Genomic DNA, 26,003 nt, shown 5'->3' on the forward strand with positions numbered 1-26,003 from the left:
TGCGGTTCTCAGGCTGAGAGCTCAAAGGGTTCCAGGCCGGACAGGCGCATGGCCCGCTCCCGCTTGGCGGGGCGGCGCGGCTGCACGTCTTTCACGGCCTTCGCGATGGCGCGGATATGGTCCGGTGTTGTGCCGCAGCAACCGCCGAGCACATTCACCAGGCCGTGTTCGGCCCATTCGGACACGAAGCTGGCGGTCTGGTCCGGTTGTTCGTCATATTCGCCCATATCATTGGGCAGGCCGGCATTGGGATAGGCGATGATGCGGGTATCGGCGAGACGGGCAATCTCGGCGATGTAGGGCCGCATTTCTTCCGCTCCCAGCGCACAGTTGAGGCCAACGGCCCAGGGCCGGGCATGACGCACGGAGTACCAGAAGGCCTCGGCCGTCTGGCCGGACAGGGTGCGGCCGGAGCGGTCGGTGATCGTGCCGGAAATCATGATCGGCAGATCCGTGCCGGTCGCAGCGCGCAAATCCATCAGCGCCTTGATGGCCGCCTTGGCATTGAGCGTGTCGAACACGGTCTCGATCAGGAAGAAATCGACGAACTCCGCCATTGCCTCGGCCTGGTCGTAATAGGCCTGGCGGACAGTGTCGAAATCGATGTCCCGAAAGCCCGGATCATTGACGTCGGGGGAAATGGACAGGGTCTTGTTGGTCGGCCCGATCGCGCCGGCCACGCCGCGCGGCGAGCCGGTCTCCGCCTCGACTTCGTCCGCGGCTTGACGCGCCAGGCGCGCGCCTTCGCGCGCAATCTCATTGGCCAGGTCCTGCATGTCATAATCGGCCTGGGCAATCGTGGTCGCGGAAAATGTATTGGTCTCGACGATATCCGAACCGGCCTCAAAATAGGCCTTGTGGATCGCCTTCACGGCGTCCGGAGTGGTCAGGTTGAGGATGTCATTATTGCCCTTGATGGCGCTCGGCCAATCGGCAAACCGCTCGCCGCGATACCCGTCCTCATCCAGCTTGAGGTCCTGGATCTGCGTGCCCATGGCCCCGTCCAGGATCAGCACCCGATCCCGCGCCAAGGCTTCCAGCGCTGCGATACGTTCCGTGCGTGTCATGGCTATGCCGCCTTGGCTGCTTTGGGTTTGGCGCCGAGCAAATGGCAGGTCGACAGCGCCAGGCCAGCCCGGTTCAGCGTGTAGAAATGGAAGTCGCGCACGCCCTCATCGGACAGTTTCTGGCACAGCTCGGCGGCCACATTGGCAGTGACGAGTTCACGCGTCTCGGCATCCTCGTCCAGACCGGCATAAAGCTCGTGCAGCCAATCCGGCAGGCTTGCGCCGCACAGTCCGGCGATCCGTTTCAGACCGTTGAAATTGGGCTGCAACATGATGCCCGGAACGATCGGCATGGTGACGCCGCCTGCCCGCGCGCGCTCCAGGAAGGTCAGATAGACCTCCGGCTCGAAGAAGAATTGCGTGATGGCGCGGTCGGCCCCGGCATCCTGCTTGGCTTTCAGGAAAGCAATCTCGGCCTCCCAGCCGCGGCTTTCCGGATGAAGCTCCGGATAGCAAGACACAGAAACCTCGAAACACTTGCCCAGGTCGGTACGGTGGGCCCGCAGGCCTTCCACCAGCTCGATGGAATCCCGGAACCCGCCCGGATGCGGCTCGAACTTCGCGCCCATGCCTTCCGGCGGATCCCCGCGCAGGGCGACGATGTGCTTCACACCGGCCTGCCAGTAATCCTCTGCCACGGCGAGCACTTCTTCCTTGGTCGCCGAGACACAGGTCAGATGGCCGGCCGGACGCAAACCGGTTTCCTGGGCGATACGGCGCACGGTCCCGTGGGTGCGCTCCCGTGTGGATCCGCCAGCCCCGTAGGTCACGGACACGAAGGACGGTTCCATCGGCTCAAGACGCTGCACCGTTTCCCACAGCCGCTCCTCCATCTTCTCGGTTTTCGGCGGGAAGAATTCAAAGGACACGGACAGTCCGCTGTCTCGCTCAAAGGTCTTTTCAATGGCAGTCATGGCGCAATCCGGCAGCTCGTCTACACGGGGTTCATCATCAAACCCGGATACACATTAAGACATAAAGATATCTTTATGTCATGGGATTTCTGTGTGGCGTCAACGTTTTTTGACGGTTGAACTCCGCGCAGCGATCAAGACGCTTGCATCCGGGCCGCGTATCTGTTCTACCCGGGAAATGATATAAAGCGATCTTTATATGAGGTAACGCCTGTGAGCAGACCATCTTATATCTTTACGTCGGAAAGCGTTTCCGAGGGCCATCCGGACAAGGTGTGCGACCGTGTCTCGGACACGATTGTCGACCTCTTCCTGTCCAAGGACCCGGAAGCGCGCGTTGCGTGTGAGACCCTGACCACCACGAACCAGATCGTGCTGGCCGGCGAAGTCCGCTGCGCTGCCGAAATCAATGATGACGAGATCGAACAGGCGGCCCGCGAAGCGGTCCGTGACATCGGATACGAGCAGGACGGCTTCCACTGGCAGAAGTCCAACTTCCAGAACTTCCTGCACGAACAATCCGTCCACATCGCTCAGGGCGTTGACGCCTCAGGCGACAAGGATGAAGGCGCAGGCGATCAGGGCATCATGTTCGGCTATGCCTCGGACGAGACCCCGGCCCTGATGCCGGCTCCGATCCAGTACTCGCATGAAATCCTCAAGCGCATGGCCGCGCTCCGCAAATCCGGCGAACGCCCGGAATTCGAGCCGGATGCCAAATCACAGGTGACCCTGCGCTATGAGAACGGTGTTCCGGCCGGCGTGACCTCCGTGGTCGTGTCGACCCAACACCGTGAAGGCCTGACCCAGGCGGACATCCGCGAACTGGTCCGCCCGGTCGTGAAAGACGTCCTGCCGGACGGCTGGTTCCCGCCGGAAGACGAGTTCTACGTGAACCCCACCGGCACCTTCGTGATCGGTGGTCCGGACGGCGATGCCGGCCTGACCGGCCGCAAGATCATTGTCGACACCTATGGCGGCGCAGCGCCCCACGGTGGCGGCGCCTTCTCCGGCAAGGACCCGACGAAGGTCGACCGCTCTGCTGCCTATGCCTGCCGGTACCTGGCCAAGAACGTGGTCGCGGCCGGCCTGGCCAAGCGCTGCACCATCCAGGTCTCCTACGCGATCGGCATCTCCAAACCGCTCTCGCTGTACGTGGACTGCCACGGCACGGGCCAGATGGATGAAGCCAAGCTGGAGAACGCCCTGCGCGAGATGGTCGACCTGACCCCGCGCGGCATCCGGACCCGGCTTCAGCTGAACCGTCCGATCTATGCCCGCACGGCCGCCTACGGCCATTTCGGGCGCACGCCGGACAGCGATGGCGGCTTCTCCTGGGAGAAGACCGACCTCGCCGACGAGCTTCGCAAGCTCGCCTGATCCAGAGTTTTCCGGGGCCGGTCTGACCGGCCCCGTTCTTACCAGACCCCTAGACGAACAGAGGACCTGAAGGTCATGACGCAATTTGCTGCGGACAAGCCGTACATCGTGAAAGACATCTCGCTGGCCAAATGGGGCCGGACCGAGCTGGATATGGCCGAGATTGAAATGCCGGGCCTGATGTCCTTGCGCGAAGAGTTCAAGGACAGCCAGCCGCTCAAGGGTGCCCGCATCGCCGGCTCCCTGCACATGACCGTGCAGACCGCCGTGCTGATCGAGACCCTGACGGCGCTGGGCGCCGAAGTGCGCTGGGCCTCGTGCAACATCTTCTCCACCCAGGACCATGCCGCGGCCGCGATCGCCGAAACCGGCGTGCCGGTCTTCGCGACCAAGGGCGAGACGCTCGAGGAATACTGGGATTATGCCGACGCCATCTTCCATTGGCCCGACGGCGAAACCGCCAACATGATCCTGGATGATGGTGGCGATGCCACGCTTTACCTGATCCTGGGCGAGAAGGCCGAAGCCGACCCCTCCCTGCTGGATCACCCGAAATCGGAAGAGGAAACCGCCCTCTTCGCCCAGATCCGCAAGCGCTTCGAAGCAACCCCGGGCTGGTTCACCAAGGCCAAGAACGCCATCCAGGGCGTGTCCGAGGAGACCACGACCGGCGTGATGCGCCTGTACCAGATGTCCAAGCGCGGCGAGCTGCCCTTCCCGGCCATCAATGTGAATGACAGCGTCACCAAGTCGAAGTTCGACAACCGTTATGGCTGCCGCGAAAGCCTGGTGGACGCCATCCGCCGCGGCACGGACGTGATGATGGCCGGCAAGAAGGCCGTCGTCTGCGGCTATGGCGATGTCGGCAAGGGCTCTGCAGAGTCCCTCGCCGGGGCCGGTGCCCGCGTCTACGTGACCGAGATCGACCCGATCTGCGCCCTGCAAGCCTGCATGGACGGTTTTGAAGTCGTGCGCCTGGACGACGTGATCGACGACATGGACATCTTCGTCACCGCGACGGGCAATAAGGACATCATCACGGTCGACCATATGCGCGCCATGAAAGACATGGCGATCGTCTGCAATATCGGTCACTTCGACAACGAAATTCAGGTCGAGAGCCTGAAGAACTTCAACTGGACGAATGTGAAGCCGCAGGTCGACCTGGTCGAATTCCCGGACGGCAACCGCATCATCCTTCTGTCCGAAGGCCGCCTTGTGAATCTGGGCAATGCGACCGGTCACCCGTCCTTCGTGATGTCGTCGTCCTTCACCAACCAGACGCTGGCCCAGATCGAGCTCTGGACGAAGGGTGATCAGTACAAGAATGACGTCTACATCCTGCCCAAGCACCTGGATGAGAAGGTCGCCCGTTTGCACCTGGACAAGCTCGGCGCCAAGCTGACCGAACTGTCCACGGATCAGGCCGACTATATCGGCGTGCCGCAGGCTGGTCCGTTCAAGGCCGAGCACTACCGCTACTAGGCGGATAACCGAGTCCGAAATGACGAAGGGCGCCGCGATTGCGGCGCCCTTTTTCATGTCCGGCTCAAACGGTCAGCGCGCCGGAACCGCGTTGATCCAGTCCAGTGCGGCGCCAATATCCGTGAAAGCAATGACCCGGCGCCCTGACGAGTGCGCCACCGTGGTAACAATCATCGAGACAATGCCCTGATCCTCTTCCCGGGACACAAAGGCCAGCCGTGCGCCCGGCAGGAGATCGCCGACCAGCGCCTCGACATTGACGATGATATCAACCGGTTCCGCCTCGATCTGCGCCGCCCGGATATCGATGATGGCGCCCTTGGCATTATTGGCGTTGGCCACCGATTTGAGATCCACGCGCGAGGCGGCAATCTCGGCGGTGTCAACGGGCCCTTCATGGGTCAGCACAGAGGCCCCGTGACCGTTTTCATGATGAACTTTGTAGACCATGCTCACCCGCAGCCCGCTTCATTCGGGTTTTGAACTGATACCAAGAAATTCGACATCCGTCAGCACGGCGTCAAGAGGCTGGTCGTGCGGATCGGCAGGAAGCATCTCCAGGACCTGTTCGGCATAGGCCAAACCGACCGCCAGAACAGGGCGCGCCCGCCGCTGTGCCTCCAGCGTGCGATCATAATACCCCTTGCCGAAACCCAGCCGTGTCCCGGCCGGGTCGGCGCCGACCAGCGGAACGAGAATGATGTCGGGGTCGAGAATCTGCGCTTCGCGTCTCGGTTCGAGAACGCCGAAGGCCCGGCGTTCCAGGGCATCGCCGGGCGCGTAGGCGTGAAAGCGCAAGGCGCCCACCCCTTCGGGCATGACGGGCAGGGCCAGCTGCGCACCGGCCTCCGACAGCATCGCCATGAGCGGCCCCGGATCCATTTCACCCGGCAGGGGCGCATACCCCGCAACGGTCTTGCCCGCCACCATCAGATCGACGGGCCAGTGGTGCAGCAATGCACGCGGCGCATCCGGGCGGGCCCGGGCAGCCTCCTGCCGGGCAGCAATGAGGCGCCGGCGCAGATCGGATTTTCGATCAGGAGAAGGCAAGGTGTGGCGGCTCCACTTGCGCCGTCAGCGCGTGTGAATCCCCACAGACCCGACTAATCAGGTGGGCACCGCTTATCAGGGACCACGGTCCCAAACAGAGGCAGTTCCCTCGTGGAGAGTTACGGTCAGCGGGATTTACGCCCCAGTCGCACGCAGCAGATGACCGCCACATCCCTATGTGGCGCTTATCTGCGCCGTTCTCAAGCGCGCGCTTCTGCAAGATCTGCGTTCGAGGCATCGCCCGGTGTCGGTTCGCCCCCTTCTTCCAGACTGTCAGCCAAGCCTTCCAACCGTTCCGCAATGCGCAGGATATGGCGGGCAAGCCGGTCCCGGTCCGCCGCCTGCGTGCTGGCGCTGCCACTGCGCTCACGCCGCAAATGCTCGACATGGGATTCCAGCGCATCGACACGGCGCTCGGCATCCTTCTGCTCGTCCACCAGCATCAAGGCCGCCATCAGAAGAAGGCGCAGATCTCCGATCTGACCTACCTGGTCGGCAATGGTGCCAACCCGACGATCGAGGATCTGGGCGAGTTCCTTGAGATAGGCTTCCTGCCCGTCTTCACAGCCGATGGTGAATTCGCGCCCGTTCAGTGTGACGGAGACTTTGGACATTACTCCGCCTCCTCTTGCATCATCACGCGCAATTCACGGATCGCTCGGTCCAGTGCGTCGGACGCCTCTTGGGCGGCTTCGTGAAGAGCGGTCTCCCGCCCCTGTGCCTCATCCAGCGCCGCAGCCAGGCGCGACCGGTCATCATCGGCATCACGAGATTGAGCGGCTTCCAGTTCGGCACGTTCGGCGCGGGCACGCAATTGCCCTGCGACCCCTTCGACACGCGACATCGCTCCGTCGAGACGGGATATGGCCGCTTGAAGCGGATCCTCACTGACATCAGAGCGCACGTTCATACGCATAGAATCCACTGCGTTGCCCCAAAGTTCAAGCAATCTCTCAACTTCATCCACGGAGTGCCTGACTCCATGGCCATTGAGAGCGCAGAAAGGCGGCGAGATTGAGTCCGATCCGGCATTCCGTGCTGCATCCCGCCCGCCTCGATTGACCTGAAGCCCGGCACGGTCCAAACAGCTTTGGCATCCAACAGCCAGACACTGACCGGTTCCGACATGTTCAGCCTGCCCGACTGGGCCTTCTACCCCATAGCTGCCGCTGCCTGCGCTGCCATGATCGGCGGCGCGCTGAGCTTTGGTGAGTCAACGCACAGAGCCCCTGAACAGATCCGCGCCGAGGGCCTGACCTATGAAGGTGACCTTCTTTACGGACTGACGACCGCAAATGGTCTGACGGCGGAATTCCTGTCAGAGGGCGAAACCCAATTCATGCGCATCCGCGCCGAACGCGGCCCACTGGACGGCATGCACTCTGCCGGTGCCTTTTTCGCCCTGTCACCATCTGAACTCTCTGCCCTGCAGGGCCATCGGGTCCGCATCACGATCCGCGCCCGGCAATCCAGCATCCAGCCCGCGGAAGGGCTGCGTGTCAGCTTCTTCGTGCCCGGTGTCGGCCAGGACTCCTGGCAACGCATGCCGCTTTCCGACACGTATCAGGACATTGTCTTCGATGCGGTGCCGGTCAGCTGCGAATGGACCTTCGGCTTTGTCGGGCTGTGGCCGGACTGGGCTTTCGAGGCCGACACGGTGGAGATTGAACGCGTCGACCTGACTGCGCTGGAACCGCTGGACTGCTAGTCCCGGCGAGGCCAGGGCCGGATATCGGATTGCCGGGTCAGCAGGGCGAACGGATTCCACGTCATGGCCGATGCAATGGCCGACGGCGGCACCTTGGCCCTGGCCTGAAGCTCCCGCCGCGACCGGGCCAGCTCGGGCCAGGCTTTCAAAGCATCCCCGATGGCCTTCCCGAACAGGCCGAACTGACCGAACCGGGCGGCAGACAACCACAGCAGGAGCGTGATCCCGGCATGGGCTGGCGCCAGCAGCCAGAACAGCCAACCCGGCGTATCGCGCAGGAAGACCCAGAGGCGGTTCCGGGCCCCGTAATAGGTCGCGAAGGCCGAGCGGCGGCCCGATGACCCGTATCCCATATGATCGATCGCCGCATCGCGAAGCTGGATCGTCCGGTGCCCGAGAAGCCGCGCACGATAGGCCAGGTCGACGTCCTCATTGTAGCAGAAGAAGCGCTCGTCGAAGCCGTCCAGCTCGGCAAACACGTCCGCCCGGATCATGGCGGCGGCCCCGCAGGGACCAAACACCTCGCCTTCCGGCGGGAGTTCCGAGACCGGCCGATGATAAGCCGAGCGATAGGCCAGCCCGACGGCATGGTAGACATCACCGGCCCCGTCCAGCAGGTCAGGATTCTCTGCGGCATACTGCGTCGAACCGAACAGGGCGATGTCAGGGTAGCGCTGGGTGGCCGCCTGGAGCTGTTCGATCCAGTCCGGCCGGGCGAAGGCATCGGGGTTCAAGAGGGCGAGCCAGCGGCCAGACGCCTGGGCGGCCAAATGATTGCTGCCGCCGGCAAATCCCAGGTTTTCCGCGCTATCCACGAAGCGGACCCAGTCCGGCAGGTTTGCCGCATCAAGCCGCCGGTCTGCCGATGAGCCGTTCTCCAGCACCCAGACTTCACGCGGCTTCACGGTCTGCGCCTCCAGGGACGCCAGACAAGCCGGGATCGTGTCGCGACTGTTGTGCGCCACGATAAGCACGGAAATGTCAGCCGTCCCGGTCACACCGTCCTCCGTAAAGATTGGCATTGATTACGACCTAGCGTATCCAGTCGCGTTTGTGCAGTCGCACACACTGCGGGGACCAATTAAACACAGACGCGACGGGCTTGGCCCCACGACTGTGTCGAGCGGGTGGACGGGGATTTGATGCAATCCGTGCTGGATGCAGGCCTTGTATTGGGGCTGGGCGGGCTTCTGGTGTCCGGCCGCTTGTCGACGGCACGCTGCTTTGCTCTGTTCATCGTCGCCGTTCTGGCAACGGGCCGGATCAGCTTCGACGATGCCATTGACCGCCTGGTCACACCTGCCATCATCGCGGTGACGAGCCTGGTCGTGATCGCCGGCGCCCTGACCCGCCTGCCCGGTCTGCCGCAACTTTTCTTCGGCCGCCGCCAGCGCAGCCTGCGCACCACGCTCGCCCGCTTTCTCGGTCTGACGGCGGCGACTTCGGCCGTGACGCCGAACACCGCCGTCGTCGCAGCCCTGCTCGGGCCGGCGGCCCGGCGGCCGAACATGGATCCGCGCAGTCTTTTGCTGCCGCTCTCCTACATGGCGCTGGCCGGCGGCATGCTGACCCCCTTCGGCACATCGGCCAGCCTGATGGTAACCGGCGAGGCGGCCCGGCATGAGGTGACGCTGGGCGTGCTGGACTTTGCCCTGCCCGGCCTGGCCGTCGTCCTCGCGGTCTTTGCCACCCTCGTGCTGGCCGCGCCGATCCTGCTGAAACCCCGCCAGGACTCCTCGGAAGCCTCGGCAGACATATTCCATGTCGAAGCCCGGCTGGCCCCGGATTCCCCGCTGATCGGCAAGGCCGTCAGCACCAACCGCTTGCGACATCTGCACAGCTTCTTCCTCGCCGAAGTCGTCCGCGGCGACCGCCTGATCGCGCCGGTCTATCCCGGCCTCGTCCTGATGGCGGATGACCGGCTGATCTTCGTCGGCGATGTCAGCCATATCGACGAGCTGAATTCCATTCCCGGCCTGACCATCAACCCGGAAGCCCGCAAGGGGCCGCCGGGCGAACTCTTCCATGCCGTCATCAGCGCCCAGAGCCTGTTGCGCGGAAAAACCCTGCGCGAGGCGGCTTTCCGGGCGCGCTTCAATGCATCCGTGATGGCAGTCCGCCGCGCCGAGGGCCGCCTGTCCGGCAAGCTGGGCGATATCCGGCTGCGAACCGGTGATGTGCTGATCCTGGCGGCCGGACCCGATTTTGGCAGCCGGGACAATGTCCGGCCCAATCTGCATATCCTCGATACGGAAAGCCCGGGTGCCCAGACCATGCGCCCCCGCGACGCCTGGGCACTGGGCCTGTCCTTCCTGGCCTTCCTGGGCGTCGCCCTGGCCCAGCTCATCCCCTTCCATATCGCCGCGATGGGATTGGCCACCGTCACGGTCGGCCTCAACTGGGCCTCGCCACGCGAAGTCCGGCGGACCTTTCCCTTCGACCTGATCATCGCCCTGTGGGGTGCCGTTCTGTTGAGCGTGCTCCTGGAACGGTCCGGCGCAGCCGGTGTTGCCGGTACCTTCATTGGCGAGATCACGACCGGGCTGCCACCGGTCTTCGCCCTGGCCGCCATCTTCCTGTTCGCCTGGGGAATGACGGAATTGTTCTCCAATGCCAGCGCCGCTCTGACCGCCCTGCCGATCGGACTGGCCACGGCCGACCTGCTTGGCCTGGCGCCGGAGGCCTTCGCCCTGGCCTGCGCATTCGGCGCCAGTGCGAGCTTTCTGATGCCCTTTGGCTATCAAACCCACCTGATGGTGCTCACACCGGGGCAATATCGCCTTTCTGACTTTCTTCTGCTCGGCGGGACTGTCTTTATCGCCTACGCCGTGGCCTCATTGACCGCCCTGTCCCTGATTTACCTCTAGACGAAGAGTACATGCCCATGTCCGCACTCGACGACAAGAACGCCGTCGCCTTCGAATTCGCCCGGATCTGCAGCCTGGCCAGCGTCAAGATCATGGAGATCTACGAAACCGATTTCGAAACCCGCGGAAAGGACGACCGGTCACCGGTCACCGATGCCGACGAGCTGGCCGAGGAAATCATCCTTGCCGCGCTGGAAACCGCCTTTCCCGGCACGCCGGTCCTGGCCGAAGAGAGCTTCGCCGCCGGCTTTCGGCCCAAGACGGATGGCGCGTTCATCCTGGTCGACCCGGTCGACGGCACCAAGGAATTCATCAACAAGAATGGCGAGTTCACGGTGAATATCGCCCTGGTGGAGAACCGCGAACCGACAGCCGGCTGCGTCTATGCCCCGGCCCGCGAGCGCATTTTCATCGGCGGCACGAAAGCCTGGGCCGGTCCGCTGAAGGCCGGCGAAACCGTGACCTCCGGCGCCCTCACCCCGATCACGACGCGTGCGCGGCCGGACGGCGGCATGACGGCTGTGATGAGCCGTTCGCATGCCGACGAGACAACCCTGTCCTTCGCGGAAGCGCAGGGTGTCACCGAAAAGGTCTCGGCCGGCTCTTCCCTCAAATTCTGCCTGGTGGCGGAAGGCAGTGCCGACGTCTATCCGCGCTTCGGCCCGACCAAGGAATGGGATACCGGTGCCGGTCACGCCGTGCTGAACGCAGCCGGGGGCTGTGTGCTGACCCCGGAAGGCGAGCCCTTTCTCTACGCCAAGGAAGACACCGAATACCTCAATGGTGCCTTCGTCGCCTGGGGCAAGACGGGCTAGTTCAGTCTGGCTGTGAAGACGCGCTGCGGCCAAAGCGCGGCGCGATTTCCAGCGCGGTCACGGTGACGGGCCGGTTGGAGCGCACCGGATCCCAGCGCAGATTTTCGCCCGCCACCGATGCAGGCAGGACGAATGCGATTTCATTCGCACCTTCCTCAAGCGGGATGTGAAGCGAGCGTCCATTCACATAACGCGCGTCCGAAAGCAGCGCGCCCGGCACGAAGACCCAGGATTGCTCGTCCCGGGTCGCCGTCACGCTGGCCCGCACACAAACCGGCGCATCCCCCCACTCCGCCGGCGGCGTGAAATGGATACGGGCATTGGACCCCCGGGTCTGCATGCCGCCGGCTGGGAGATTCTCCATCCGACGGAAGTCGGCTTCGGCAGCGGTTCCGCCGGGCATGAGATCAAGCGCCTCGTCCCAGGCACATCTGCGCGCCGCAAGCGCACTGCGTTCGAGAAGCCAGGCATGAATGGCCGCCTCTCCGCCGACCTCGGCCCAGCGTCCGAACTGATCGTGCAGGTGACGCTCAACCCGTTCTACGATCAACAGGTCAGCCTCGGCCAGGGCTTCGGACAAATCCGGCATTTCAGGCAACCCCTGATGCACGAGAACGGGGGCCGCCATGCGCGCCTCCAGGATGTCCCGTATGGAACCGTAAAAGGAGTCATGAGAGACGACGATGCTCGCGAACCGCGCACGCTCCTCCGTCTCGTCCCAGTTGACCGGTGAGACAACAGGATACTCCGCCGCCTCCGTAACAGGCAGAGCCAGAATGCGTCGGGCAATATCCGGCCGCTGGCGCACCGTTTCGAATTGAGGATGTTCCAGGGGTAGTCCCGACGGATAGACGGGATGACCGGCGAGCTGGTTGAAGGCCTCCAGGGCAGCCCACGGCCGCCAATGCGTGTCATACCGGTAAAAGCGTCGCTCGGGACTGTCGAGATTCTGCAGAAGAGCCGTGTGGTCGACCAATCGACCGGTCTGGTCTTCGCGGGTCATGCGGCGGAGATCAGCTTCAACCTGATCATAGCAAGCGTCCATTTCCCGCGCTGCACGGCCGCCGACCCGGTCCCGTTCCACGCTGGCCTTGTTCGGGGCGATGGCGAAAAGCACCGGAAGGTCGCCAGCGGCGGCGAACTCGCTCTGGAAACGAAGCGCTTCCAGACCGTCCCTGACCTGGTCCACGGCCTCACAATTCCAGGCTTCAAATTGCGGCCGATAGAATAGCCAGCCATCCAGTCCGGACACCGCATTGTCCTGATCGGCCTGACCAAACAGGAAGAAGTCAAAGCCGGAGCGAAGTCCCAAGGCTGTCCGGCGCAACCAGCTGCGGTCCAAGACGGCATCGGTCAGTTGCGCACGGGCCTCCGCCCCGGGACCGATCACGTCTGCCACCTCCGGGAATTCCGCCTGGCGGCGCCCACCAAAGGATTCGACAGGCCCCGTCACCGCCCACGCCAAGGCTGGCCCCAGCAGGCACAGGGAAAAAACAGCAAGGCGGGCTCTGCGAAGAAGGCGGGAAGCGCTCATCATCAAGTCCTCAAAACTGGAAATAGAGGAAAGGACTGAAATCAGTCGCGAGAACGAGGACCGTCACCACCGAGACGGCGACGAGAAGGTAGGACAGCCGCCACGCCTCAACACCTGTACGCCCCGTCTGTGCCGCCCAAACACCCCCTGAAACGTCCTTCGGCATGACGAAAACCAGCCCTCCCAAGGTCAGGGCGATAAGGTTGAGCGGTGTCGCCAGCGCGTGAAGGGCTTCCGGAAGATGCCAGGCCGCCGGGTCGGTCAGGGACACCATGGCCAGCAGAACATGTCCGGCATCGGCGACACTGTCGGCCCGGAACAAGACCCAGCTGATGATGACAACCGGCAGGAGATAGACAAAACGCAGCCAGATGGCGTGAACGTCACCGGCCCGCGCTCCCACAGCCAAACGTTCGATGATCAGAAAGGCGCCGTGGAACAGGCCCCAGAGAATAAAGGTCCAAGCGGCACCGTGCCAGGCACCGGTCAGCAGGAAGACAATGGCGAGATTGCGATAAGTGCGGATTGTGCCCGCCCGGTTCCCGCCCAGAGGAATATAGAGATAGTCGCGGAACCAACCGGACAAGGAGATATGCCAGCGACGCCAGAATTCTGTGAGAGTGGCGCTGGAATAGGGACGGCAGAAGTTCTCACGAATGCGGATGCCGCACATGCGACCGATACCGATCGCCATGTCCGAATAGCCGGAGAAATCAAAATAAATCTGGATGGTAAAAGCCAGCGCACCGAGCCAGGCTGCGGCGAAGCTAATTTCGGCAGGTGCATTGAAGCACGCGTCGGCAAACCGCCCGGCTGTATCGGCGATCAGGACTTTCTTGAGCAGACCGTGAACGAAGCGGCTAGCGCCGCCAGCCAGATTGTCCAGACTGATTTGCGGCGCCCGGAAGTCATCACGAACATCGCGATACCGAACGATCGGCCCCGCAATGAGCTGGGGGAAGAAGGACAGGTAAGCGCCGAAGCGGATGAGGCTGGGTTCAGCCTCCACATCCCCACGACGGATGTCGATCAGGTAGGAAATGCCCTGGAAGGTGAAGAAGGAAATCCCGATCGGAAGGATGATCGTTGCAAACAGGCCCGACGCGTCCCAGCCGAGCAAAGCATCGATATTGCCTGCTATGAACCAAGCATATTTGAAATAGGCCAGAACAGCGAGATTGGCGCAGACACCCGCCCTGAGACTCCAGTCCCGCCATCGCCCCTCCGGCATGTCTTGCAGCTGACGTCCGAGCAGCCAATTGCCGAAGATGGACGCGGCCAGCAAGACGGTCAGGGCACCGGATGTCCAGTAGTAGAAGACCAGGCTGAGCGCCAGGATCGACAGGCTGTGCGCCTTGCCGGAGAGCAGAAGGATCAGGGCCAGACTGATCGGCAAGAAGGCGAACAGAAAAGCCGGGTCAGAAAAGACCATGGACGAGACTCCCCCAGACGACGCCCTTAGACCACGTCCAACTGGCAGAAGCCATGGCCTTCCTGGTTCAATGGTCTAGCCCAGTCGACCCAGCTCCTTGAGCTTGGCGATGACTTGGTCGGCGGCCTCTTCGGCAGAGATCGACGTGGTGTCGACGCGGATTTCCGGGGCTTCCGGCTCTTCATACGGACTGTCGAAACCGGTGAAGTTCTTGATCTCGCCAGCCTTGGCCTTCTTGTAGAGGCCTTTCGGATCGCGCTCCATGCAGACTTCGAGCGGCGTATCGACAAAGACCTCGATGAACTCGCCCTCTTCAACCAGTTCGCGGACCATGCGGCGCTCGGAGCGGAAAGGCGAGATGAAGGAACAGGTCACCAGCAGACCGGCCTCCACGAAGAGCTTCCCGACCTCGCCGATGCGACGGATGTTCTCCACCCGGTCCTCATCCGTGAAGCCGAGATCGCGATTGAGACCGTGGCGGACATTGTCGCCATCCAGCGAATAAGTGTGGTGACCGGCCGTGGCGAGCTTGCGCTCGACAATATTGGCGACGGTCGACTTGCCCGCACCGGACAGGCCGGTGAACCAGAGAATGGCCGGCTTTTGGGCCTTCAGCTGGGCCCGGTCGGCCTTGGTCACATCCATCGCATGATGGTGGATGTTGGAGGCGCGGCGCAGGCCGAAGCTGATCATCCCGGCACCGACCGTCTGGTTGGTGAAACGGTCGATCAGGATGAAGGCACCCATGTCCCGGATCGTGTGATAGGGGTCGAAGGCGATGGGACGGGCCGTCGACACATTGCACATGCCGATCCCGTTCATCTCCAGCTTGCGGCTGGGCTTCTTCTCATAGGTGTTGATGTCGACCTTGTGTTTCAGGGCCGAAATCGTCGCCGGGGTCGAGGCCGTACCGATCTTGAGCAGATAGGAGCGCCCCGGCAGGAGGTCGTCCTCCGCCATCCACAGGATCTCGGCGGCAAACTGGTCGGACACTTCCGGGCGTTCCTCGGCCGCGGCCAGGACATCACCGCGGGAAATGTCGATCTCGTGGTTCAGCACCAGGGTGACCGCGTCACCGGCCTGGGCCATTTCCAGGTCACCGTCAGCCGTGACGATACGCTCGACATTCGCCGCAAGGCCCGACTGGGAGACAACGATGGCATCGCCCGGCTTCACCTTGCCCGACACGATGGTGCCGGAATAACCCCGAAAGTTCAGGTTCGGTCGGTTGACCCACTGGACCGGCATGCGGAAGGGTTCGGACTCGATGTCCGTGGTAACATCCAGATCTTCCAGATGCTCGATCAGGGTCGGCCCCTTGTACCAGGACATGGACTCCGAGTGCCGGGTGACATTGTCGCCATAACGCGCCGACATCGGAATCGGCGTGATGGTCTCAAAGCCGAGTTCCTCGGCATTCTTCATGTAATCGGCAACGATCTCGTGGAAACGGGTCCGGCCATGCTCGACCAGGTCCATCTTGTTGACCGCCAGGACGATGTGGCGAATGCCCATCATGCGCGCGATATAGGTGTGTCGCAGCGTCTGGACGAGCACGCCCTTGCGCGCATCGATCATCATCACGGCGACATCAGCGGTGGACGCACCGGTCGCCATGTTGCGCGTATACTGCTCGTGACCGGGCGTATCGGCGACGACGAATTTGCGCTTTTCCGTAGCGAAGAAGCGATAGGCCACATCGATCGTGATGCCCTGCTCGCGCTCGGCTTCCAGACCGTCGAGCAGGAGCGCGAAATCGATCTCGTCACCCGCCGTACCGTGCTTGCGACTGTCGCGCTCGAGCACATTGATCTGGTCTTCGAACAGCAGCTTGCTGTCGAACAGGAGGCGGCCGATCAGGGTCGACTTGCCGTCATCGACGGAGCCGCAGGTCAGGAAGCGCAGCACGCCGTGCTGGCCCGACTGGGTCAGGCGGTCCATGACGTCGGTGCGGGAGTTCTGGGTGTCCATCAGAAATAGCCCTCGCGCTTCTTCTTCTCCATCGACCCGGCCTCGTCATGGTCGATCAGGCGGCCGGAGCGTTCCGACGTCCGGGCGGTCAGCATTTCCAGGACAATCTCCTCCAGCGACTGTGCGCTGGATTCGATGGCACCGGTAAGTGGATAACAGCCGAGCGTCCGGAAGCGGACCATGCGCAGATCCGGCTTCTCCCCGTCCTTCAGGGGCAGGCGTTCGTCATCGACCATGATGATCTGGCCGTCACGTTCCACGACCGGGCGGTGCGCTGCGTAGTAGAGCGGCACGATCGGAATGTCGTCTTCCAGGATGTATTGCCAGATATCCAGCTCGGTCCAGTTGGACAGGGGGAAGACCCGGATGGATTCACCCTTGCGGATCTTGGTGTTGTAATTGCGCCAGAGTTCCGGGCGCTGGTTCTTCGGATCCCAGCCATGATTGGTGTCACGGAAGGAGAAGATGCGCTCCTTGGCGCGGGATTTTTCCTCGTCACGGCGGGCACCACCAAAAGCCGCATCATAACCGTGACGGTTCATGGCCGCGCGCAGGGCTTCGGTCTTGAGCAATTGGGTGTGCAATTGCGAGCCGCTGTCCCAGGGATTCACGCCCCGATCGACGGCTTCCTGGTTGACCTCGACGCGCAGTTCCAGGCCGAGGGCTTCGGCAAGGGCGTCACGATAGGTGATCATGTCGCGGAATTTGAAAGTCGTGTCCACGTGCTGCAGCGGAAACGGCGGACGCGACGGATAGAAGGCCTTCAGGGCCAGGTGCAGCATGACCGCACTGTCCTTGCCGATCGAGTAGAGCATGACCGGATTGGAGAACTCGGACGCCACCTCGCGCATGATGTGGATGCTTTCCGCTTCCAGCGCCTTGAGGTGCGCAGACAGGGGGCGTTCGCGCAGCTTGGCCGATTTGAACCGCTCGGCATAATTGCGGACATCACTCTGGATCGACATGTCGTGGATTCCTTCCGCCCGTTGGCGATCAGGTATTGGAACGTTCGGCGAGCTTGGCGTCGGAATAATAGGAAGCGGTCTCGGAATATCCGCACGCTTCCATGGCCTCGCCACAGACTTCGCGGAAGATATCGATCTGCTCGGCCGACCAGTCCAGCTCGTCAATGCTGCGCGGGACCTCGTTCAGCGCACCGCTGGATTGCGGCCGGTCGCTGCGGAAGAAACCGAGCATTTTCTCGCTCTGCTCCTCGCTCAGCTCGAGGAAGGTCGACAGGCGGGCGGTCACCAGTTCGGGATAATGGTGCAAATCGAACTGATCGACCTCGAAGAAAGCACAACGCAAGCGCTCGCGGCTTTCCTTCCAGGACATCACACAATCACGCCAGATTTCGCAGTGCGTACGGAAATCGGCCTGGGGAAATTTGAGAACGGCAGAGCGGATCACTTCAAGACCCCGGCGCTGGGCGTAGATCACCCGCATCGTCGGGAAGACTTTCTGCATGTGCGGGATGGCGACGATCCCGTCCTTGCCCGGCGTCTTGTCGACGAAACCGTCACCGCCATAGAGGTTGTGGTAGACGGTGCGCACCGGCTCGACCAGAAGATTGCGGAATTCGGCGATGTCCACATGGTGCAGCATGTGGCGCTCGCTCTTCGCCTGGAATTTGTGCCGCTCGAAATACATGTTCGTGGCACGGTGAAGCGCGTGCATGATCGGGAAGAAATGCCCTTCACCATGGTGCGGCATTTCCAAAGTCTTGCGGACCGTATTGAGCATCACGCTGGTTCCGGAACGGCCGGAGCCAACGATGAAAATCGGCGATTCTACACTTTGATCAGACAAATCTGCGCTCTTCCGTAAGTTTCCAGTTGGTCCGCTCGCCCGAAAAACGGGCCAGACCTTGAAGTGGGCGCTTCCCCCGGCCCTGTCCATGTTAACACTGCGAATGTCCTGGTGTCAGTCACTCGCCGGCGTCAACGTCCCCGATTTCGGAACTTCATGCAGTCTCATTCCGAAATCATTTCCAGTATTCAACAAGAATGCTGCACTGCGCAATCAGCTTTCCGGGTCTCATAACGGGCATTGCGCCCGAAATGCCATGGCCGAGTGCACACTCCGTCGCGCTCTTTCCTATTTTTCGTAGCGGAATGGCGTGCTGAAGTCGGCCCAGCCCTTCGCCGCCTCGTCTTTCGCCGACAATTTGACGTCAGACGTCCCGATGGGCCAATCAATCCCGATGGCCGGATCATCATAGCGGACACAACCATCACACTCCGGCGAATAGAAATCATCCACCTTGTAGACGACATGCGTGTCATCCTCGAGCGTCATGAAGCCGTGCAAAAACCCCTGCGGCACGAAAATCTGGGTCCCGGTTTCGGCATCAAGCTCGGCACCGACCCAACGGCCAAAGGTCGGCGATCCGGCGCGCACATCCACTGCGACATCGAAAATCCGCCCTTGAAGAACGCGCACAAGCTTGGCCTGGGCATGCGGCGGCGCCTGGAAGTGCAGCCCGCGAACCGTGCCGCGGGCCACAGAACGGGAATGATTGTCCTGGACAAAATCCGCCGCAATGCCCGCCTCTGACCAGGCGCGGGCATTGTAGGTTTCGCTGAAGAAACCGCGATCATCGGCAAATCGGCGCGGCGTCACCAGTTTCACTTCGGGGATGTCGAGCGTTTCGACCTGCATTCCACTTCCTCACTGCTCCCGATTGCCTGCCGCTTCTAGCGCAGGAATACGGCGCACACCACCGCCTGCGACTTGCAAATTACAACTGCATTCCATCGGCTTGAAACCCGTGTCTCCTCTGGCCTTGAGCAGGGGGGACTGATATGTCCTGAAGCGGATAACAACCGGCGGCAAACGTCGTCAGGGCAGGGTTCCGGGGGAGTTTCATGAAGGGTATTGTTCTGGCTGGCGGCAGCGGTACGCGTCTGCATCCCATTACGCTGGCAACGTCGAAACAGCTTCTGCCCGTCTACGACAAGCCCATGGTCTACTACCCGATCTCGGTGCTCATGCATTCCGGGATCCGGGAGATTCTGATCATCACCACCCCGGAAGACCAGCCGGCCTTCAAGCGCCTGCTCGGCGACGGTTCCCAATGGGGCATCGAGCTGAGCTATACGATCCAGCCGAAGCCGGAAGGTTTGGCCCAGGCCTTCATCCTGGGCGCCGATTTTGTCGGCGACGACCAGGTCTGCCTGATCCTGGGTGACAATATTTTCTACGGCCACGGATTTGTCGACGTGCTGGCCAAGGCGCGCGCCCGCACTGACGGCGCAACCGTGTTCGGCTATCACGTGACGGACCCGGAGCGTTACGGCGTGGTCGAGTTCGATGCCCAGGGCCAGGCCCTGTCCATCGAGGAGAAGCCGGAAAAGCCGAAATCCAACTTCGCCGTGACCGGCCTGTATTTCTACGACAATGACGTTCTGCAAATTGCCAAGGACGTGAAACCTTCGCACCGCGGCGAACTGGAAATCACCTCGGTCAACCAGGCCTATCTGGAAATGGGCAAGCTCCATGTGGAACGCATGGGCCGCGGCTTCGCCTGGCTGGACACCGGCACGGTGGGCTCCCTGGTGGATGCAGCGGATTTCGTGCGCACGCTGGAACGCCGCCAAGGCCTGCAGATTGCCTGCTTGGAAGAAATCGCCTTTGCGCGCGGCTGGATCGACCTTGACCAGCTCAAACAGCGCGCCGACATGCTGAAAAAGTCCAATTACGGACGCTTCCTGAAGCGGCTCGTCAATCAGCACACGGGCAAGATCTAGCCTGTTTCACCGGGCACAGGAAAAGGCCGGACCTGCGGGCCCGGCCTTTTTAGTGTCGAGCGGTTGACCCGCGTCAGCTGACAGCGCGCAAATGCTCACCCTGCATCAGGGCCTCCAGCTTCTGGATGAAGTCATCCACCGGATTTTCCGGCAGGAAGTCCAGAACATGCTGGCGGGCCAGCTGACCGATTTCCTGCCAGTTTTCGCGCTGTGCCCAGGCCCGTTCGAGGGCATCCTCGAGATCTTCCACGCTCGGATTAGCGGCGATGAAGCCGGACGCATTATCCTGCACCACCTCGGCATGCCCGCCGACATCCGTGAGGATCGGCACCCGGGCTGACAGCATGGCACTGATCAGCATGATCGGCAGACCCTCCATGCGCGACGGCATGAGCAAAGCGTGATTGTCCCGCCAGATCACCGATATGTCATCGACCCGGCCGTGGAAGCGGAAATTCTCGATCCCCGCCTTTTCCGCCATCTCCTTCAGACGCTCCTCATCCGGCCCGATACCGAAGAAGTTGAAAGTGATCTTGCGCTCTTTCCATGCCGGTTTGGCTGCCACTTCGGCCAGCAGATCCTGGCCCTTGTGGATGAAAAGAAGCTTGGACGGAATGGCGACCTGGAGCCCTTCACTCTGATCCGGCCAGTCCGGCACGATCGTCCGGTCGATATGGTACGGATTGAAGTGCATGTCGGCATTCGGGATTTTTGATCCGAGCCGGCTTTCCATGACCCGGTGATTGTTCCAGCAGGTGAAGAAGGCGGTCCGGGCGCCGGCATAGCCGTCACGTACGGCCGGCGTGCGCTCCTTGCGAACCGGCCAGACGCGCGCTTCCTTGGTCAGCTGGTTGACGATGACATAGGGCAGCCCCACCTCGGTGAGGCGGCTGTAATACTCGATCCCCTCGTCCTGGTCGCCAATCGACACGATGGTCAGGTCCGGCTTGCGGTCCAGCAAGGCATCGAACCCGTCCTCATCCTTGAACAGGAGTTTGACGCCAGCGGCCTCGAACGCATCGAAGAAGTCCGGACGCGGCTCCCAGCGCTTGATCAGTGCAAACACGTCATGCCCGCGTTCGCGAAGCTCCAGCGCGGTCTCCCGCCAGAGCATTTCACTCCCACCGTAGAAGGAACCGTTATTGGTCGTGATGAAGGCGATACGGGCCCGGTTGAGCGTGTTCTCTTCGGCTCGCTTGAGACTGTCGGCGATCTGCGGCTCGGCCGAGTTTTTCGGCACACCCTCGATCTTGTAGTCCCGGTCCAGGAACCAGTTCATCCGCTCGATCTGTGCGGGCAGGATCGGGAAATTGCGGGTGAAATATTCGCGGATCCAGGCCAGTTCGATGAGATAATCCACCGTCTTGCCCTGGGTGCTGGTCACGGTCTGGGCATGGCGGCGGAAATGGTTGAGCGGCCGGGCCACGAAGGCGACCTTGCCGGTTCTCAGCAAGTGGCAATAGAGCAGCCAATCGCCGGTGAAACGCATGTTTTTGAGCGTGTCCTCGAACCCGGCGATGGCGGATTTGCGAAGCAACGCCGCACTGCCATTCGGGATCGTGTTCCGGTAGGCCAGCGCATCCGCGACTTCCCGCACGCCCAGCTCGATATAATCCTGGTTCCAGCGCGTCTTGGAAATATCATTGGAGTGGGCACGGTTGTCTTCCGCCGTGGTGTTGCCCTCACCGTCGATCTTCTTGGACTGCGCATAGATCAGGTTGACGTCGTCATGCGCGTAACCGAGCAGCGTCTCCAGGAAGTCGGGTTCACAAGAGTCATCGGCCTCAGCCACCCAGACCCAGGGCTGGCTCGCCAAGGAGAAGCCGGTCAGCCACTGCTTGTAGACCCCCTTGTTCGTTTCATTGGTGACGATCTGGAACGGGATGTCCTGCTTCTCGAGAATCTCCCGGGCCACCTCGACACTGCGGTCCTTGGAGACATCATCAAGGAAGATGATCTCGGCAGGCTTCACGGTCTGACGGAGGATTGAGTTGATCCGTTCCGGCAGATGGTTCTCGTAATTGTAGTTCGGGATGATCACCGAAACGGGCGCCGTCCCTGCCGGCGTCGACACGCGTCGCAGATCGCTGGTGACAGACGGGGCGATCCGGTCGCCATGGCCGGTTTCGGCCAGGATCTTGTCGAGCGCTTCATTGACCTTGTCGGCCAGGACTTCGGTCGAGAACAATTCCACGGCCCGTTCGCGGGCTTTCTCGCCCATCTGGCGCAGGCGCGCACGGTCATCATTCCACATCCGCAAATGCTCGAGTGCGGCCAGCGGCTGCTTGTAGGGAATGACGTAGCCGTTCTCTCCGGGAACAACGAGCTCTGGCAAGGCACCATGATCGTAGACGATCACAGGACGGCGTGCGGCAAACGCCTCGGCCACGGTGCGTCCGAACGACTCCGCAAAGTGCGAGAAGTTGATCACCACATCCAGACCCGACATGGCCGCGGAGATATCCGCAGCATAACCCGGGAACTCGACCATGGTTTCCAGACGGGTCCCCTTGATCGCCCTCTGGAGGCGTTTGACCTCCGCCGTTTCCGGCCCGATCAGGCGAACCCGGATATCCAGACCGGCCTTGTCCGCCGCCCGTGCCATGTCGACGGCATCAGCCAAGCCCTTCTTGGGGATATTGCTCGACAACATCCCGATAACGAGCGGCCCTTCCTCTCGATCAGGAGCGGCCATGTCGAACTTGTCGACGTCCACCGCATTGTAGATCTGGAAGGTCCGCCCCGGTGCCGTGAACTGGTCACCGGTATGCTGGGAATTGGCGATGATGAAATCAGAACGGCCGCACACATCGGCGATGATGTCATTGGCCGACTTTCCGACCAGTTCGCGCAGGTCCGGGTCGCTGACAATGGCTTCGCGAACGTGACAAACCGACGTGATGCCGCATTCGCGGGCGGCCAGCATCGGCTCACTGAGCATGATCGTATTGGCGTAGACGATGTCGACGCCTTCATTCTTGATCAGGTCCCGATAGCGAGCGAGCACGTCGGGCCGGTCACCGCGTCCTTGCTCCCACCAGGCCCGGCGGATGAAGTGGACCTGGTCGCAGACACCACTCATCAGATCGACATAGGCCGAACTCGGCGCCGGCAGCACGACGAGGACACGGTATTTCTCGCGGTCGATGGAAGAGACCACGTCATAGAAACTGCGTTCGCTGCCGAACAGGTGCTCTCCGGCCGAGTGTGCCACGGCCAGGATCGTGATCCGCGTATCGACCGGTCCGTCCACAATACCGCTCCGGGTCGCCATGCGGCGATGGCGTCCCACGGTGAGGTGATAGGCCAGCGGGCTGATCTTTTGATCATTGCCCAGATGGGTCTTGCGGTACCAGGCCGTGTCGAAACTGGGATGCGGTTTGCGATTTTCGGATTCACCGTGAACCGCATAGTGCAAGAGCGGACACAGTCCGGCCTCCGCAACATCCTTGTTCTGGTCGACATACCAGGCGCTGTAGAACCAGGGATTGGGATCCCGGGCCTCGCGGCAACCGCCGGACAGGTAGTGGCAAAGCGCGTTCACGCCGGCTGCGGCCACGTCCGGATTCTGCTCACGATAGTAGCGCGCATCAAAGAGCGGGTGCGGCGAGCGCCCCTCCTTGTCCCCGTTGCGCAGATAATGGTGCAGCGGGTTGAGGCCCGCCTTGCGGACATCCGGGTTCTGTTCCAGATACCATTGGACGTCGAAGAGCGGGTGCGGATTGATGCCAGCGTGCACACCGACATTGATGAAATGCCCCAGCGCGTCCTTGGGCGCGTCCAGCCCCAAATTCTGAAGCGCCCGCGCATAGAAAGCACTGTCAAAAGCCGCCACGCTCATCTGCTTGCGCATGGCATCCTGAACAGGGCGATTCCCTTGCAGGTGCTCCAGCGTCAGCACCATCTGGCGCTTGAGCTCGGCAACCTGATCACCCAACCGGTCGATATCGCGGGACTGCTTGTCTGTCAGCGAGCGGAATGTGTCTCGCTCCTCGCCCGCAGAACGAGCCCGCTCTGATGCGCGCGACGCCTGATCGGCCCAATGATCCCGCTCCCGGGTCAAGTCCGACACCTGCCGCTCGAACCGGGCCTGGACATCATCCGTCTTCTGGTCAAAGCGCAGCTGCTCTTCACGCGCAAAGAGACGCCGTTGAAGATTGCGTTCGCGATCTTCCGACTCGGCCAGCTTGGTGCGCAGCTCGGACAGTTTCGCGTTTAGCCGCTCACTCTCCGACGCCAGGGCCCGTTCGACTTCACCGGGCTCGGCCGACACGTCGCGCGGCAGGCGGCGGACCGCATTGGCCTCAGCCCGCTGGGCTGCTTCCTGAGCGTCTCGCAGATCGCGCGTCAAGGACGCACTCTCCTGCTCCAGGGTCGTCACCCGCGCCTGATAGGCCTCGATCCTGCGATCGAGTTCGGCCTTTTCCGTCCGGACAGCCTCGAGCGTGGCCCTTTGCTCGGATTGCTCGCCCTGACGATGGACCATCTCTTCGTGGAGTCTGGTCTTTTCCTGCAGCTCGTTTTCCAGTGCCTGGATCGTCTGGTCGCGCTGGGTGAGTTTTTCCGCGTGTTCCGCCAGCGCTTCACGGGCTGACGCCAATTCCGTCCGAACGGCCTCCAGCGCTTCGACTTCGGCCTTGTTCTGCTCGAGTTTGGCCGTCAGCGACGCCTCGCTTGCCTGCGCTTCGTTCCGAAGCCGCTCAAGGGCCGCTTCGCTTTCCGACCGGGTCTTGCTGTGAGCCTGGCGTTCTGCTTCGAGCAGCCGCTGAACATCATCCCGCGACTTCACGGCCTCCAGCTCTGCGATCTGCAAACGGGAACGTTCAGCCTTCAGGGCCTCCACCGTTTCACTGGCATTTGCACGCTCGGCCCGCAGCGCTTCCAGACCCTGCCGGGCTTCGGCGAGTTCAGCCTCGAGCTTGTCCGTTCGCGCCTTGGCTTCATCCACCGACCTGCGGCTCTGGGCCGCCTCATTGGTCGCCATCAGCGTGATGGGCGCAAAAACCTTGCTGGCCGCATTGAACTCGGTCCGGATTGTATCCAGTCGAGCCTGTTCAACCACGGACAGTTCGCCCCGCGCCGTAGCCCCCATCAGAATGCGGAAGGTTTCAGCCACCCATGGCTGAACCACGGCGCTGGAGTAAACCTCATCATCCGAGACGACCTGATGTCGCAGGGCCGACTCCAGGAATTCATCGACCTCCAGCTCCATGCTGGCCGACTGGCGGGGGAAGGACACACCCATGCGGTCCTCGAACTGACTGACGAGCTTGCGCCAGTCCTGCAGCAGCCCTGCATAGCTCACCACGACACGAGTACGGCTTCGTGAGGCCTCCTCGGCATCAAGAACGTGGCGCAGCCAGAGCAACAGACCGGCCTGGAGACTCATTCCGTCACGTCGGGTGAGGGAGCGCGCCACTTCCAGCGGATTGCGAACGATCAGAACGGTCTTGAGATCGATCTCCATCGCATCGACCGTCTGCAACCAGAATTCGGCGAAACGGCATACGCGCGGATCTTTGACGACAAAGAAGTCCTCCCCGTCGTACTCAGAGGTGACCGCATCACGGATTTCGGCACCGAAGCGCGCAGCAATCGCGCTCTTTTGCCAGGCCGGATTGAACCGGGACCAGTCATCCCAGCGGGAACCGGCCGATTCCAGCAAACGGTCATGCAGCTGCATGAACACGCGGGATTCGCCGTACCCTTTTACATTGAACTCATTAGGAGGGAGCTTGGTGTCCGGCCCGACAGCACCCAGGCGCTCCAGCACCCCTGTCAGAGCGGAAGTTCCACTGCGGTGCATGCCGAGGATGACAAGGGCCTGGCGGCGCGGGGGCGCCACGGTCTTGCGGGTGGACGCCGTCTTGGTCTTGCGGGCGGTGGTGGTTGGCTTTTTTTCGGTTGTCCTGGTGGACCGCTTGGCCGTTTCCTTCGTGGTCGGCTTTTTCGACGCCGACTTCGCTTCACCGCTTGTCGCGGATGACTTGGACATAAATTCCCCCAGACTTTCCCTGTCCGCACCCGACCC

Annotated in this window: 20 protein-coding genes and 1 other RNA gene; 6 read left to right on the forward strand and 15 right to left on the reverse strand. The window is 62.1% G+C overall.

Annotated features, from left to right (window positions below; translation table 11 throughout):
• Positions 1 to 8 precede the first annotated feature (8 nt).
• On the reverse strand, positions 9 to 1,067 hold the full coding sequence (locus FCS99_RS16285; RefSeq protein ID WP_233352760.1) for a homocysteine S-methyltransferase family protein: 1,059 nt from the start codon (positions 1,065 to 1,067) through the stop codon (positions 9 to 11).
• 2 nt (positions 1,068 to 1,069) lie between these two features.
• Complete coding sequence (gene metF / locus FCS99_RS10790; RefSeq protein ID WP_138512381.1) at positions 1,070 to 1,981, reverse strand: methylenetetrahydrofolate reductase [NAD(P)H]; 912 nt, start codon at positions 1,979 to 1,981, stop codon at positions 1,070 to 1,072.
• Positions 1,982 to 2,194: 213 nt separating this feature from the next.
• Between metF and metK the strand changes: the two genes are divergently transcribed.
• Complete coding sequence (gene metK / locus FCS99_RS10795; RefSeq protein WP_138512382.1) at positions 2,195 to 3,361, forward strand: methionine adenosyltransferase; 1,167 nt, start codon at positions 2,195 to 2,197, stop codon at positions 3,359 to 3,361.
• A 75-nt stretch (positions 3,362 to 3,436) separates the two neighbouring features.
• A complete protein-coding gene (gene ahcY, locus FCS99_RS10800) occupies positions 3,437 to 4,846 on the forward strand; it encodes an adenosylhomocysteinase (protein ID WP_138512384.1) in 1,410 nt (469 codons plus the stop codon).
• Between the two features lie 72 nt (positions 4,847 to 4,918).
• Here the strand turns inward: ahcY and FCS99_RS10805 are convergent, their stop codons facing one another.
• From FCS99_RS10805 to FCS99_RS10825, 5 genes are all read right to left on the reverse strand, one after another.
• Positions 4,919 to 5,296, reverse strand: a complete 378-nt coding sequence (locus tag FCS99_RS10805) for a hypothetical protein (protein WP_138512385.1) — start codon at positions 5,294 to 5,296, stop codon at positions 4,919 to 4,921.
• An 18-nt stretch (positions 5,297 to 5,314) separates the two neighbouring features.
• Entirely contained in the window at positions 5,315 to 5,896 is a 582-nt protein-coding gene (locus FCS99_RS10810) for a 5-formyltetrahydrofolate cyclo-ligase (RefSeq protein ID WP_138512387.1), read from the reverse strand.
• 5 nt (positions 5,897 to 5,901) lie between these two features.
• A non-coding RNA gene (gene ssrS / locus FCS99_RS10815) (6S RNA) lies at positions 5,902 to 6,061 on the reverse strand.
• A gap of 35 nt (positions 6,062 to 6,096) precedes the next feature.
• On the reverse strand, positions 6,097 to 6,510 hold the full coding sequence (locus FCS99_RS10820) for a cell division protein ZapA (RefSeq protein WP_138512389.1): 414 nt from the start codon (positions 6,508 to 6,510) through the stop codon (positions 6,097 to 6,099).
• Positions 6,510 to 6,806 (reverse strand): DUF4164 family protein, encoded by a 297-nt coding sequence (locus FCS99_RS10825; RefSeq protein ID WP_171036338.1) that lies wholly within the window; start codon positions 6,804 to 6,806, stop codon positions 6,510 to 6,512. Before FCS99_RS10825 ends, FCS99_RS10820 begins: the two co-directional genes overlap by 1 nt.
• 180 nt (positions 6,807 to 6,986) lie before the next feature.
• Here FCS99_RS10825 and FCS99_RS10830 point away from each other — a divergent pair, with 180 nt between their 5' ends.
• Positions 6,987 to 7,604 (forward strand): hypothetical protein, encoded by a 618-nt coding sequence (locus FCS99_RS10830; RefSeq protein WP_138512391.1) that lies wholly within the window; start codon positions 6,987 to 6,989, stop codon positions 7,602 to 7,604.
• Here FCS99_RS10830 and FCS99_RS10835 read toward each other — a convergent pair.
• Positions 7,601 to 8,626: a glycosyltransferase family 2 protein gene (locus tag FCS99_RS10835; protein ID WP_138512393.1), complete on the reverse strand. Its 1,026-nt coding sequence runs from the start codon at positions 8,624 to 8,626 to the stop codon at positions 7,601 to 7,603. The genes FCS99_RS10830 and FCS99_RS10835 overlap by 4 nt on opposite strands.
• Before the next feature lie 120 nt (positions 8,627 to 8,746).
• Between FCS99_RS10835 and FCS99_RS10840 the strand changes: the two genes are divergently transcribed.
• Both FCS99_RS10840 and cysQ read left to right on the forward strand, forming a co-directional pair.
• Complete coding sequence (locus FCS99_RS10840) at positions 8,747 to 10,471, forward strand: SLC13 family permease (protein WP_138512395.1); 1,725 nt, start codon at positions 8,747 to 8,749, stop codon at positions 10,469 to 10,471.
• Between the two features lie 17 nt (positions 10,472 to 10,488).
• A complete protein-coding gene (cysQ, locus tag FCS99_RS10845) occupies positions 10,489 to 11,286 on the forward strand; it encodes a 3'(2'),5'-bisphosphate nucleotidase CysQ (protein WP_233352761.1) in 798 nt (265 codons plus the stop codon).
• A gap of 1 nt (position 11,287) precedes the next feature.
• Here cysQ and FCS99_RS10850 read toward each other — a convergent pair whose 3' ends face one another.
• The 6 genes from FCS99_RS10850 to rfbC form a co-directional block, all read right to left on the reverse strand.
• Positions 11,288 to 12,739 (reverse strand): alginate O-acetyltransferase AlgX-related protein, encoded by a 1,452-nt coding sequence (locus tag FCS99_RS10850; protein ID WP_171036339.1) that lies wholly within the window; start codon positions 12,737 to 12,739, stop codon positions 11,288 to 11,290.
• 91 nt (positions 12,740 to 12,830) lie between these two features.
• A complete protein-coding gene (locus tag FCS99_RS10855; RefSeq protein ID WP_138512401.1) occupies positions 12,831 to 14,252 on the reverse strand; it encodes an MBOAT family O-acyltransferase in 1,422 nt (473 codons plus the stop codon).
• Between the two features lie 75 nt (positions 14,253 to 14,327).
• Positions 14,328 to 16,223, reverse strand: a complete 1,896-nt coding sequence (cysN, locus tag FCS99_RS10860; protein ID WP_138512403.1) for a sulfate adenylyltransferase subunit CysN — start codon at positions 16,221 to 16,223, stop codon at positions 14,328 to 14,330.
• Positions 16,223 to 17,188: a sulfate adenylyltransferase subunit CysD gene (cysD, locus tag FCS99_RS10865; protein ID WP_138512405.1), complete on the reverse strand. Its 966-nt coding sequence runs from the start codon at positions 17,186 to 17,188 to the stop codon at positions 16,223 to 16,225. Before cysD ends, cysN begins: the two co-directional genes overlap by 1 nt.
• Before the next feature lie 28 nt (positions 17,189 to 17,216).
• Positions 17,217 to 18,032: a sulfotransferase gene (locus tag FCS99_RS10870; protein WP_171036340.1), complete on the reverse strand. Its 816-nt coding sequence runs from the start codon at positions 18,030 to 18,032 to the stop codon at positions 17,217 to 17,219.
• Positions 18,033 to 18,320: 288 nt separating this feature from the next.
• Complete coding sequence (rfbC, locus tag FCS99_RS10875; RefSeq protein WP_138512409.1) at positions 18,321 to 18,884, reverse strand: dTDP-4-dehydrorhamnose 3,5-epimerase; 564 nt, start codon at positions 18,882 to 18,884, stop codon at positions 18,321 to 18,323.
• A gap of 206 nt (positions 18,885 to 19,090) precedes the next feature.
• On the opposite strand from rfbC, the gene rfbA reads away from it, so the two are divergent.
• Positions 19,091 to 19,972: a glucose-1-phosphate thymidylyltransferase RfbA gene (gene rfbA / locus FCS99_RS10880; RefSeq protein ID WP_138512412.1), complete on the forward strand. Its 882-nt coding sequence runs from the start codon at positions 19,091 to 19,093 to the stop codon at positions 19,970 to 19,972.
• Between the two features lie 73 nt (positions 19,973 to 20,045).
• Here rfbA and FCS99_RS10885 read toward each other — a convergent pair whose 3' ends face one another.
• On the reverse strand, positions 20,046 to 25,967 hold the full coding sequence (locus tag FCS99_RS10885; RefSeq protein ID WP_138512414.1) for a glycosyltransferase: 5,922 nt from the start codon (positions 25,965 to 25,967) through the stop codon (positions 20,046 to 20,048).
• Positions 25,968 to 26,003: the final 36 nt, after the last annotated feature.

Source organism: Maricaulis alexandrii (assembly GCF_005871165.1).
In the GTDB taxonomy this organism is placed as follows: domain Bacteria; phylum Pseudomonadota; class Alphaproteobacteria; order Caulobacterales; family Maricaulaceae; genus Maricaulis; species Maricaulis alexandrii.